General features: G+C 38.7%; 11 protein-coding genes. All 11 read right to left on the bottom strand.

Going from position 1 to position 12,800, the window contains the following annotated elements; genetic code table 11:
* Window positions 1–4: 4 nt before the first annotated feature.
* Window positions 5–586: a peptide deformylase gene (def, locus tag AN957_RS01350; RefSeq protein ID WP_056681922.1), complete on the bottom strand. Its 582-nt coding sequence runs from the start codon at window positions 584–586 to the stop codon at window positions 5–7.
* A 128-nt stretch (window positions 587–714) separates the two neighbouring features.
* Window positions 715–1,794, bottom strand: coding sequence for a LolA family protein (locus AN957_RS01345; RefSeq protein WP_053478054.1), 1,080 nt, complete (start codon window positions 1,792–1,794; stop codon window positions 715–717).
* A 5-nt stretch (window positions 1,795–1,799) separates the two neighbouring features.
* Window positions 1,800–3,251 (bottom strand): sensor histidine kinase, encoded by a 1,452-nt coding sequence (locus AN957_RS01340; RefSeq protein WP_053478053.1) that lies wholly within the window; start codon window positions 3,249–3,251, stop codon window positions 1,800–1,802.
* Window positions 3,248–3,949, bottom strand: coding sequence for a response regulator transcription factor (locus AN957_RS01335; RefSeq protein WP_053478052.1), 702 nt, complete (start codon window positions 3,947–3,949; stop codon window positions 3,248–3,250). The genes AN957_RS01340 and AN957_RS01335 overlap by 4 nt, the downstream gene beginning before the upstream one ends.
* A gap of 167 nt (window positions 3,950–4,116) precedes the next feature.
* Entirely contained in the window at window positions 4,117–5,781 is a 1,665-nt protein-coding gene (locus AN957_RS01330) for a glycoside hydrolase family 13 protein (RefSeq protein ID WP_053478051.1), read from the bottom strand.
* 25 nt (window positions 5,782–5,806) lie between these two features.
* Entirely contained in the window at window positions 5,807–6,841 is a 1,035-nt protein-coding gene (locus tag AN957_RS01325; protein ID WP_053478050.1) for a LacI family DNA-binding transcriptional regulator, read from the bottom strand.
* Window positions 6,842–6,866: 25 nt separating this feature from the next.
* Window positions 6,867–7,682, bottom strand: coding sequence for a carbohydrate ABC transporter permease (locus tag AN957_RS01320; RefSeq protein ID WP_056681919.1), 816 nt, complete (start codon window positions 7,680–7,682; stop codon window positions 6,867–6,869).
* Window positions 7,682–8,542, bottom strand: a complete 861-nt coding sequence (locus tag AN957_RS01315) for a carbohydrate ABC transporter permease (protein WP_053478048.1) — start codon at window positions 8,540–8,542, stop codon at window positions 7,682–7,684. Before AN957_RS01315 ends, AN957_RS01320 begins: the two co-directional genes overlap by 1 nt.
* 97 nt (window positions 8,543–8,639) lie before the next feature.
* The gene (locus AN957_RS01310) at window positions 8,640–9,941 is read right to left on the bottom strand and encodes an ABC transporter substrate-binding protein (RefSeq protein ID WP_056681917.1); all 1,302 of its coding nucleotides are present in this window, start codon (window positions 9,939–9,941) and stop codon (window positions 8,640–8,642) included.
* A 248-nt stretch (window positions 9,942–10,189) separates the two neighbouring features.
* Complete coding sequence (locus AN957_RS01305; RefSeq protein ID WP_056681914.1) at window positions 10,190–11,077, bottom strand: ROK family protein; 888 nt, start codon at window positions 11,075–11,077, stop codon at window positions 10,190–10,192.
* 1 nt (window position 11,078) lies between these two features.
* Complete coding sequence (locus AN957_RS01300) at window positions 11,079–12,770, bottom strand: glycoside hydrolase family 13 protein (RefSeq protein WP_082446468.1); 1,692 nt, start codon at window positions 12,768–12,770, stop codon at window positions 11,079–11,081.
* Window positions 12,771–12,800: the final 30 nt, after the last annotated feature.

The raw sequence follows: 12,800 nt of genomic DNA, 5'->3' as shown, positions 1-12,800 counted from the left end.
TGCATTAATACAAGCTGCGTATTTCTACATTTTCTGGTAATTTAAATGGATTTTCTTTATTTATACGATCATAAAACATGATGCCGTTTAAATGATCCATCTCATGCTGAATAACGATTGAACCATAGCCTTTCAATTTGTATTCAACTTCTTGTCCATTTATATCATATGCTTTTACTCTAATTCGTTCATATCTTGGTACATACCCAATCACTTCCCGATCCACCGAGAGGCACCCTTCCCCTTCAGGCAGATAAATCATATTTACTGAATGGCTAACAATTCTTGGGTTAATCATCATATACTCGGCGTCTTCATTTCTTTCATCCAAAAAAAGCGCAGCAAACATTCGCTTATCAAGACCAATTTGGTTAGCGGATAACCCTGACCCTGGGCGTAATTTATATTTCTTTGAGATAGATGGGGTCTGGCTGTTTTTCAAATATTGAAGCATGCATAGTAAAGCTTCTTTATCTTCTTCTAAGAGCGGAATGTTTACTTCTTGCGTTTTTACTCGTAATACATCCGTTCCTTCTTGGACTATATCTTTCATTGTAATCATGTAATCTGAATGAAATTTACTCATATATGAACACCTCATTAACTTTCTTATTTAAAACATATAATAGGAATGAAAAAGATGTCCAGTATATTGGACATCTTTTTTATCCTTCAGCTTGGTGCTCATTTTTACAACTGCCTAAAATAGTAGCTTTATTTCCCCTTCAAATATTCCATCTCTTCAATTATTTTAATCATCTGTTCAAATGTTAATTCTGGATGTGACAGTATTACACTGTATCCGAAACCATCCTCAGCCCAGTTTAGCAGTCGAAAGCCTTTTATATCTGTTTTATCCCCTTTTAATCCGCGGATGTTCATTCCTTCGCCATCAAATTCTTTATTTTCCTCGTCAATTGCGAATACATTCAATGAGAAATATGGAAGATTGTCTTTAAAATAAGTTAACGTTAATTCCGGGTTGATATCACTTCCACCTGACATAACCGTCATTTGTTCAATTGCAATGCCGTCTTCTTCTGGTACATACAGGAAGGGTTTCTCCATTATTTCCGCGGCATCTTCTAAAGAATCCACCGGCTGTTCTTCGATCATAGCTGAAACATCCTTTATCTCAACATCTTCAGGCAATTTCAACGTGAATAACGATTTCTCAAATGTCGGGTTAAATTCGATTTCCTTATATTCAACAGAGACTTGAATATCACCACTTGTCGAAATGCTTTTTAGAACCAGCCAATGTTCTTTATCCACCCAAATTTCTTGATTACCGTACAATGTGCTTTCATCCTTCACTTCCGCTTTTAGATGAAACACATCCCGTCCAATCATTTTTTCTTCACCAACTAGTGTAATAGAATGCGTGTCTTTAATGGCATCCAAAAGAATCTCTGCCTGCTCTTTCGGGGACTGATGCATTGGTGTATCTTCTGTCACCTCAATGACAAATGCAGTATTCGTGGCTGCTTCATATGAAGTCAGCTTATTGCCATCATTCACTGTAATTGATTTTTCCCCTGTGTCCGGCATTACCGCTTCTGTTCGACGTTTTCCGTCTTCAGAAACCCATTCCTTTAATTCAATATTTCCAGTTTCATCATTAAACTTCATGACAGATTCACCATAGTATGCGGGCATTTTCGCATTATCTGCCAACGCCTTTTGTACTACTTGCTCCGGAGAAAATTCATTACCCTCCGCCGAACAAGCTACTAAACTAATAGACATAACAGCTGCTGCGCTAATTACCTTTAATGATTTTAAAAATTCCATCCTCTTCATTCTCCTTTATTTATTGAAGGAAGCCAGCAAATCACACATGTACCAACTTGTTTCTCTGACGCTATTTCTACTGTACCGCCATGCTTCTCAATAATTTGTTTTGTGATACTTAACCCAAGACCTGTACCTGAACCTCTATTTTTTGTACGAGCGGAATCGACCTGATAAAGAGGCTTAAAGACTTTTTCTAGCTCTGTTTGTTCAATGCCCTCACCGCTATTCTGAACGATCAAATACATACCTTCTTGTTTTGTTAATAGCGGTTTAACAAATGGCATGATAGAAAGGGGAAGGTGATTCGAATGGATCGCAGCTAGCAATATATGATCCTTGGAATCCGAATGCTTAATCGCATTACTCATTAAATTATCCATTACTCGAAGCATTTGCTTAGGATTGACAAGGTAAAATTCTTCTACTGTAGAAAGCAATTCAAGTGTAATCCCCTTTTCCATGCAAAGCGGCTCATAATCTGAGATAAGCATGTCAAAAAATTCTTCTCCATCAACTTCTACAAGCTCCATTTCATACGTTGGGGTTTGAAGGAGTGTGTACATCAATAAATCATCTAGCATATGTTTCATATAGTTCGATTTATCGACAATCACTTTACTATATTCATTGATCTTCTCCTCGTTAGGAATCTTCCCAACTAGTGCTTCCGCATAGGTTCGAATAGATGTGAGCGGTGTTTTTAAGTCGTGAGAAATACTTGCTATCATATATTCTTTTTCACCCTGCTCCTCTATAAGCTTTTGTTTAGCAGTAATAATTTGAAGGCGCATTTCATCAAAACTTTTTGCGAGCTCACCAATTTCATCATTCACTTCATAAATAGGTGAAACTTCATTTTTTTCCGCGAAGGCTTTCATTTGTTTCATCAACAATCGAAGCGGCTTATTTAATTTACGATTGACAAGAAATGCAACAATAGTGAGAATAGCAACAAAGAATAGGACAAAGATGCCAATAACCAGCCAGGTTCGATCAGAAACGCCCTTCACCCACTCGTTACGTGCTAATCTGACCTCATAGATGCCAATAATATCTTTCCCTTGTAGAACTGGCGATCGATAGGTATACGCATAGTAATCTTTTTCAAATTCATATAAGTTTTTATAAAGTTTATCGGTGCTGGCAATTGTATCAATCTGTGTTTTTATTGGATTGGACGTATATAATAAAAAGCCCTCCTTTAAATATAGATTGATCTCTATATGCGCTCCTGTTAACTTATTAAGTTCTTCATATGATCTGCCGAGCTGGAACATTTCTGGTGTATCTATTACCTCTATTATTTTTTGGAGCTCAACCCATTTCTCAAAATACTCTTCTACATTTTTTTCTTGATGATAAGCATTAATCCAAAGAAACAGGACGTATGCTGCAACTAGCGGGAGGATCATAACGATTAGATAGGAAACAAGCAGCCAAGTTTTTATTTTCACGACGGCACACCAATAAAGCGATATCCTTTCCCCCAGATGGTTTGAATAAAATGCGGAGATTTAACTGGGTCCTTTAGTTTTTCCCGAAGAGATTTAATATGGACTGTAACAGTATGTAATCCTTCTATATCTGCCTGCTGCCATACGTGTTCATAGATCTCATGCTTAGAAAATATGCGGTTGCCATTTTCAGCTAGCAAACATAGCAGCTCAAATTCTTTATTTGTTAATGGGAGCTCTTCCCCAAATAAAAATACACATTGTAAACTATAATTGATTGTTAAGCCTCGATCATAAAGAAGTTCATGTCTCTCTTCTTCTATACGGTTATAACGGAACCAGCGTCTCAAATGAGAATCAATGCGTGCCTTTAATTCTGCTAAACTAAACGGCTTGGACATATAGTCATCCGCTCCGAGTCCTAACCCCTCAATTTTATCGACATCATCTTTACGCGCACTAATAATGATAATCGGTATGTCACTTTTCCAGCGTACATTGCGGCATAATGCAAATCCATCCATTTCAGGAAGCATTAAATCGACTAGCATCAAATCATACGAACCTGACTGAAAGTCATTTAACCCCTCTAGTCCCGTTGTAGCCCACGTCACTTTATGTCCTGCTGTTATTAGCGTATCACGAATAATACGTGCGATTTCGGTATCATCTTCTACTAGTAAAATGTTTGCTTCCATCTGATTTCCTCCCAAAACAAAGATAGCATGAAAAAATGATAGGATTTAAAACTTTATAATTACTTTACTTTTATCATAGTAGAAATTGGCATCTTTTACATTCAATATAAATACCCCGTTCTATTTTAGGACGGGGTGAAAAACAATATTTATTTTTATTTATTCCTTTACACTTTATAAATTCTCGCCTCATATGGAGCAAGCTTGATAGCAGCTGTCTCCGCATGATCCTCTATTTCAAGATTTGCCAGCATTAGATATGGCCTTTTATAGGTAATCCCTTCCACTGGTTCAACAGACACCTGCTTTTCCGATAGATTACACAAAACAAGCACCTTCTCTTGACCTAATGTACGAGTATAAGCGTAAAGCGATGGATGTTCTTCTAACACTAAATCATATGCACCATACACAAATATCTCATTTGATTTACGTAAGTGAATCATCTTTTTATAATAATTCAATATAGAGTGCGGGTCTTTTTTCTGGGTATTTACATTAATTTTAGTATAGTTCGGATTTACTTTGAGCCATGGGATACCTTTTGTAAATCCGGCATTTTCTTCAGCAGACCACTGCATAGGCGTTCGTGAATTATCTCGGCTTGTTCTCCTGATGATGTCCATCACTTGCACAGAGGATTCTCCTTGTTCTATTCGGTGCGTATATAAATTCTTTGTAGCAACATCATTATATTCCTCTATGGTTTTGTAGTTCACATTGGTCATACCCAATTCCTGTCCTTGATAAATGAATGGCGTTCCCTGCATAAAGAAGTACATCGTCGCAAGTGACGTCGCACTTTCCCTCCAGTATTCACCGTCATTTCCCCAAGTAGATACACAGCGTGCCTGATCATGATTTTCTATAAATAACGCATTCCATCCGCTTCCTTCTAATGCTTTCTGCCACCTTGTTAAAACACGTTTTAGCTCCGGAATGTTGAGCTTTTTCTTCGTTTCAGCATCCCATAGACTTAAATGTTCAAACTGAAAAATCAAATTGAATTTTCCATCTGCCCAATCCACCCATTCATGAATATCCTCTGTACCAACACCATTTGCCTCTCCAACAGTCATAATGTCATACTTCGCAAAAGTTTCTTGTTTTAATTCTTCAAGGTAGGTCATGATTCCCGGGACATTCATATACTTCTCCCATGCAGGAACATAAGGAAGCTGATCTGAATTTGGCATATCCGAAAATGTTGTATCTTTTTTAATATGACTGATTGCATCTACTCGGAATCCATCAATCCCTTTATCTAACCACCAATTGATCATTTCATATAAAGCATCTCTTACATTCTTATTCTCCCAATTCAAGTCAGGCTGCTTCTTCGAAAATAAGTGTAAGTAGTATTGCTCCGTTTCTTGATCAAATTCCCAAGCAGATCCATTAAAAATACTTCCCCAGTTATTCGGCTCTTTCCCGTCGACCCCATCTCTCCAAATATACCAGTCACGCTTTTCGGAACTTTTCGAAGACCTGGATTCAATAAACCAAGAATGTTCATCGCTTGTATGATTAATGACTAAATCAATTATTATCTTCATACCGCGCTGATGTACTTCTTTTAGGAGCAGATTGAAATCTGCCATTGTGCCGAACTCTTCCATGATTTCTTGATAATTACTAATATCGTATCCATTATCATCATTCGGTGACTGATACATGGGGCAGATCCAAATGACATCGATTCCTAAATCCTGAATGTAATCTAATCTAGAAAGAAGTCCTTGCAAATCTCCAATTCCATCATCATTCGAATCTTGAAAGCTTCGTGGATACACCTGATAAGCAACTACTTCCTTCCACCAAATTTTCTCCATATTATCCCTCTTTATCTGTTGTTGTTTATTCAACCAATCCGTTCATTCTTTTACAAGATTCTCTTTCAATTAAAGCAGTTGACACAAAATGGGACCTCACTGCCACCTCAGGATTACTTACCATTTCTAATAAAAAGTTTGCTGCTTCAAAGCCTAGTTCAAAAATTGAAATATCAACAGATGTTAAAGGTGGCTTCACATATGCTGACAGTGCATGGTTATTAAAACTCACGATAGAGATATCCTTAGGGACTTGAATGGAAAGCTCTTCTAAATAACGTATGATCTCATATGCAACCAAATCATCATGTGCAACGATAGCAGTCGGTGGAGCATCTAGCTTCATTAAGTCATGAACAGAGCCTTTTCCTTGTGATTTAAATACATCATCATGGATAAAATATGCATCTGAATATGAAAGACCTGCCTCCATTAGAGCTTGACGGTATCCTTCCAAACGGTCAGATGAAACGACATAATCGAGATTCCCTCCAATAAAAGCAATCTGTTCGTGCCCTAAACTAAATAGATAATCCACAACCTCATGTGCTATTTGTCTATTATCATTATCAATATATGTAATTTCATCCTCGTATTGATATGGACGGCCTACCATTGTAAACGGAAAGCCCGAACGCTTTAAATAGTTCATTGTCCGATCATTCACACGAGAGTAAAGCAGAATAATTCCATCTACCTTCCTTCCTTGCACCATTGACACAACTTCTTGATAAATCTCTTCCTCTGTACCGCCTGTAGATAAATAAATTCCATATTGGCTTGAATGAGCACTTGTGCAAATCCCACGAATGACTTCAGGAAAAAAAGGATTTTGGAATGCCAGTGAAGTAGAGTGCGCCATGATTACGCCAATTGTTTTCGTGCTTTTTGCAGCTAAGTTCCTCGCTTGAAAGTTTGGATGATACGCTAAACGCTCCATTACCTCTCTTACTTTACGCTTTGTTTGTTCACTAATTCTTGGGCTATCTGCAATTACACGTGAAACGGTAGACGGGGAAACATTGGCTTCTCTCGCTACATCTATGATTGTCACAGTCATTCGAACACCCTCCTTTTTTTACATTTTACTTTACGGCTCCCTCTGACACACCTTTTATTATTTCTTTTTGGGCAAAAAAATACAGGATAATGACTGGGATGATCGCCAATGTTAACCCAGCCAATGCTAGATGCCACTGCTTTGTATACTCTCCAAAGAAAAAGAACATCTTTAACGGAATTGTCTCCATCCCTTTCTGGTTAATAACAAGCGATGGAAGCAAGTAATCATTCCATATCCAAATCGTATTCAAAATGGCAACAGTCACTGTTATCGGCTTTAGCATTGGGAAAATAATGTACCAAAAAACTTGAAATTTGTTCGCTCCATCAATTGTGGCAGCCTCATCTAATGATTTGGGAATAGAAGATAGGGCGCCATGATATAAAAAGATCGATAAACTTGCACCAAACCCCAAATACATAAATATCAATCCGCCGCGATTGAGCATTTCAAACTTCCCAAAGATTGTCACAAGCGGAATCATGACAGATTGGAATGGGATAAGCATCGCAGCCACAAATACAAAGAAGATAATTGTACTTAGACGGCTCTTTACACGTGAAAGGGCATATGCTGCCATCGATGAAAAAATAACAATAATGACCACGCTAAGCACGGTAATCAAAACCGAGTTGGTGAAGGTTCTTAAAAAATCCAATTCTGAAAATGCCTGCACATAGTTTTCAAATGTAACAGTACTAGGCGGCTTCAATGTATCCTCAAAAATTTCCCGTTTAGTTTTCAGCGAGTTTACGATCATTAAATAGAAGGGCGCCAGCCAAATAAGCGCTAAAAATATCCCAGCTGTCTCTAGAGGAACTAAATGCTTTTTCCGCACTACATTTCCACCTCACGTTTCTTAGAAAGATAGACTTGCAGTAAAGCAATAACTGCAACAATTAAGAAAAAGATAACCGCTTTCGCCTGTGCATAGGCCATATCATAACGGCCGAATGCTGTGTTAAAAATCTCCATCGCTACCATTTGTGTTGAATTATATGGGCCCCCACCTGTTAAAGAGAGGTTTTGATCATAAAGCTTAAACGTATTCGACAAGGTTAAAAACATACTTACCGTAAACGCTGGAGCAACTAACGGAAACACAACATGGCGGAAACGCTGGAGAGCATTAGCACCATCTATTTCAGCTGCTTCAATTAACTCTTTCGAAATACCCTCTAAATAAGCAATATAAATCACCATAATATACCCGGACATTTGCCAGCTCATCAATATAACAAGTCCCCAGAACCCAGTTCCTGGCGTTGAAAGCCAGCCTTGTAAGCTTTCAATTCCGACAATAGAACCAAAGCCTGCAAATGCCTTAGTAAAAATAAACTGCCAAATGAATCCGAGAATAAGTCCGCCAATTAAATTAGGCATAAAGAAAATGGTCCTCAATGCTTTATTTGTTTTTAATTTTGCTGTAACGATTAATGCAAGTGATAAACCTATTAGATTAATTAGAATCACAGAAACGATTGAAAATTTTACCGTGAACCAAAGTGAATCCACGAAACGCTCGTCTTGGAACAATGCGATATAATTATCAAAACCTATAAATCCCTTCGTCTGAATGCCATTCCAATCTGTGAATGAATAATAAATCCCAAGCAATAAAGGGGCGATGACAACTAGCAGTAACGCAGCTAGCACCGGCATTAAAAATAGCCAATAGGATAGATCTCGTTTACGCATTTGTTCACCTCTTCGTAAATAAAAGATTCTTTACATTTCTCAATCTCACAAAACAAAGTAGCGCGAAGGCTACTTTGTTTCTCATTTACATGGATAATTACTGACGCGAAGACTCCCACGCCTTCTTCGTAGCATTGATCACATCTTCCCAGCTTCCTTCATCACTTAAGTATTTCTGAATCTCAACACCTAATTCATCCTGTCCCCATCCAGTTGGATATCCCATGAATGTCCAGCCAATCGTTTTGCCCTTTTCTGCATATTCATAAACAGCTTTTGAAAGCGGATCTGATATTTTCGAAGAATCATAGCCGTTGTACGCAGGTATAAATTTGAAATCATTTAACACTGTTTCTTTCCCTGTATCTGAAGTGTAAAGCCAATCCAAGAATTTCTTCGCCTCTTTAACAACAGCTTCATCTGCATTGCTATTTACTCCCCAATACATTGGAATCCCTACTGGAATATGATCCCCTTTGTACCCTTCTACCGGAATCGGCAATAATCCAATTCCATTACTAGCAAATTCCTCATCAATACCTGCAATGGACCCATACACCCAGTTTCCTTGTTGAATAATCGCCACTTTTTGTAAGGAGAATAACTCTTCTACTTGTTTTGAATAATCAAGGCTAACAGTCGGCTGCACTGAAAAGTCATTCTGCAGATCGAGGACCTTTTGGAACGCATCCCCATATTGAAATTCAATATTTTTTGACTCAAAAGCTTTTAATACATTACTATCGAACTCTGGAGCAATAAACGTATTGGATAAATGCAATCCAGTTACCCATGTTTCTTTCCCTGGCAGAGCAAATACCGCTTCAAGACCTAATTCGCCTTTTTTGCTGTCCAGTTCCTTAACCGCTGCCTCTAAAGAAGCAAAGTCAACAATCGTCGAAGGATCGATTCCAGCTTTTTCGAATAGATTTTTGTTATATATAAATCCGTAGCCTTCCTGATTATACGGAAGTCCTAGCACTTTACCATCTACTGTGACCCCATCAAGCGTCCCATCTAGTGCTGCATCGGCTGCTGCTGAATCGGATAAGTCTGCTAATTTATCCTTCCAATCTTCTACATCCTGCGGTCCTCCGATATTATATATAGCTGGCTCATTGCCGGAAGCAAACTTCGAACGAAGTGCTGCACCATAATCTTCTCCTCCGCCTACAGTCGTAATATTAATTTTCACATTCTCATTTTCTTCTTCGTACGCTTTTGCAACTGCCTCGAATTGGTCTTTAAATTCTACTTTAAATTGAAAAATATCTAATGCTACTTGTTCATTTTTCGAATTATTATCCGATTTGCCTGCTTCGTCTGAACTGCAGCCTGTCAAAAACCCAGCTAAACCAATTGAAGCTGCTAATATTCCTGCTCGCCATTTCCTTTTCATTTTTCTCTCCCCCAAAATTTATTATCTTGTGAAAACGTTTGCGCAAATGAGCAAAAAGAAGAGCAAAGCTAATGAAAGCGTTTGCGCATTGTAGATTTAAAATTATCCTATCACATCGTCTAGGCTATCACAACTAATTTATTTAAAATTCTGTTTTTTCTCGTTAGGGCTCTCTGTACACTAAAATAAATTCGCTATCTCGTTCGCACAGTATTTCTTGAATGAATTTTTCTATCCTTCTTGTTAAATTAATCGATAATAAGCATTGCTGCACCAAGCATTCCTGCTTCATTGCCAAAAACAGCCCGCCTCATCTCGAATGGTTTAAGCTTTAATGGTTCTACTCTCTCAAGCAGGAGATCCCACCAATCATCCGCCGAATCTGATACCCCTCCGCCGATTACGACACATTCCATGTCCAGTACTGCCTGAAGGCTGGAAACAACAATAGCAAAATCAGAAAGAAAGCGTTCGCGAACCGAGATTGCACTTGCTACTCCATCCACTGCTAACCGGAAAAGATTTTGCGGTATCGCAAGATCACCTGTTTCGGGATCGATTACATTCTCCTCGCGAATTAGCCTTCTCAATGCCGTGCCAGATACATATTGTTCACTGCAGCCTTTTCTGCCACAACCGCAAAGCAAACCATTTGGATATAAGATCATATGGCCAACTTCTCCGGCACCTCCGTTGGACCCATTCATTATGCGCCCATCGAAAACGAATCCGCCTCCGAGTCCTGTTCCAACCGTCAAACAAGCAACCCTTCGGAAACCCTTTGCTGCTCCTAATTGAACTTCCGCAAGAGCTGCACAGTTCGCATCATTATTGACTTCAACCCTCAGACCCGTTGCCGTTTCCAACTGGGATTTAACCGCAGTCCCTTGCCATCCTTCTAGCTCTTTTTCAAAAGTGATGATACCTGTCTCAGCGTCGACCATTCCTCTTGTACCAATACCTATTCCTGTAAGATCAGGAAATTCCTTTTTTATTCTAAGAATCTGTTCTTCTAAATACGGATATAGAGGAATCTTTGTAGGAATCGTCCAATCTGCCAATACTTCGCCTAACTCACTTACAATACCAAAACGGATTTTTGTTCCTCCAATATCAATACCGGCTATTTTCCCCACCTTACTGCCTCCTTTCATAAGCAAGCACAAACGCCTCATAAGGGCGAAGGTTTATTATTTCTTTTTCTATTTTAAGAGTATCATAGTTTGCTATGATAAGATTCCCTTTCCAATGTGGAACATTACATTCCTCACAGGTTATCTGCTCCATCTGTTTAGAAAAATTGGCTACAACGAGCCATTCTTCCTCCTTTGTTTGCCTTTTATATACAAATAAATATGGATGGTCTGGCAATAACAATTGAAAATTTCCATAAGTTATGATGTCAAGCTCTTTTCTCAAACGAATCAGTTTTTGATACGTATAAAAAATAGAGGATCGATCGGCAATGGCTTCCTCTGCATTTATTCCATATGTATTCGGATTCATCCGGATCCATGGAACCCCATCTGTAAATCCCCCATCTGCCGTCCATTGCATAGGAGTACGTGCATTATCCCGTCCTTTCGCATAAATACTTGCCATGATTTTTTCATGAGGGATTCCCAGTTCCCGTTTCTCTTTATACATATTGAGCGTTTCAATATCCCGATAATCATCAATCGCATCAAACTGCACATTAGTCATGCCTAGCTCTTCTCCTTGATAAATATATGGAGTCCCTTGAAGCATATGCAGACAAATGGCCAGCATTTTCGCTGATTCCTCCCGATACATCTGGTCATCCCCAAACCTTGAGACAATTCGCGGCTGATCATGATTATTCCAATACAGACTATTCCACCCAACACGATGCAGCTTATTCTGCCATTTCTCAAAGTTTCGCTTTAATTCTTTTAACACTAACGGCCGAACATCCCATTTTTCAAAAGGACCGCTGTCGAGATTCATATGTTCAAACGTGAATACCATATTCACTTCCTGATTCTCCGGATTTGTATAGATTTGCGCATCCTCAGTCGTTGCTCCTGGCATTTCCCCTACTGTTAACACATCATAATGGCGTAATACCCTTTCATTCATTTCTCGTAAATACGTGTGAATCCTTGGTCCATTCATATAAAACGGGCTTCCATCTCCATACTTTTGATTAGGAGGAATTGCTCCATTAGGAAATTGCAGGTCTTTCGAAATAAAGTTGATCACGTCCATGCGAAATCCGCCAATTCCTTTATCCAGCCAAAAGGTCATGGTGTCATAAATTTCATTTCGAAGGGGCTCATGCTCCCAGTTCAAATCAGGCTGTTTTTTAGAGAATAAATGCAAATAATACGCATTCGTATTTTCATCCTTTTCCCAAGCAGACCCAGAAAAAACAGAACCCCAATTGTTCGGAGGATTGTGTTCATTCCCTGTACGCCATATGTAATAATCCCGATAGGCTGAATTTATGGATGAACGCGATTCAACGAACCAAGCATGTTCATCAGATGTGTGATTCACAACTAAATCCATCACAATTCGAATGTTTCGGTGTTTTGCTTCTTTAATCAATTGTTCAAAATCAGCCATTGTACCAAATTCTTTCATGATCGCCTGGTAATTCCGAATATCATAGCCATTGTCATCATTCGGTGAATCATAGATGGGACTCAGCCAAATGACATCTATCCCTAGCTTTTGCAAATAATCTAATTTTGAAATAATCCCCTGCAAGTCACCAATTCCATCTCCATTTGAATCCATAAAGCTTCGCGGATAAATTTGATACACTACACTGCGTTTCCACCACGGATCTATTGACTTGGTCAAATCCCTCCACCACCTACAATATTTCGATGG

The organism is Cytobacillus solani (assembly GCF_001420595.1).
Lineage (GTDB): Bacteria > Bacillota > Bacilli > Bacillales > Cytobacillaceae > Cytobacillus > Cytobacillus solani.
This window is presented reverse-complemented; position numbering and strand designations above follow the sequence as displayed.

What these genes read in the sequence shown, in the direction of transcription:
- AN957_RS01335 (WP_053478052.1), bottom strand. Translation starts at nt 3,949, where the DNA reads ATGGAAGCAAACATTTTACTAGTAGAAGATGATACCGAAATCGCACGT.
- AN957_RS01345 (WP_053478054.1), bottom strand. Translation starts at nt 1,794, where the DNA reads ATGGAATTTTTAAAATCATTAAAGGTAATTAGCGCAGCAGCTGTTATG.
- def (WP_056681922.1), bottom strand. Translation starts at nt 586, where the DNA reads ATGAGTAAATTTCATTCAGATTACATGATTACAATGAAAGATATAGTC.
- AN957_RS01315 (WP_053478048.1), bottom strand. Translation starts at nt 8,542, where the DNA reads ATGCGTAAACGAGATCTATCCTATTGGCTATTTTTAATGCCGGTGCTA.
- AN957_RS01325 (WP_053478050.1), bottom strand. Translation starts at nt 6,841, where the DNA reads ATGACTGTGACAATCATAGATGTAGCGAGAGAAGCCAATGTTTCCCCG.
- AN957_RS01310 (WP_056681917.1), bottom strand. Translation starts at nt 9,941, where the DNA reads ATGAAAAGGAAATGGCGAGCAGGAATATTAGCAGCTTCAATTGGTTTA.
- AN957_RS01330 (WP_053478051.1), bottom strand. Translation starts at nt 5,781, where the DNA reads ATGGAGAAAATTTGGTGGAAGGAAGTAGTTGCTTATCAGGTGTATCCA.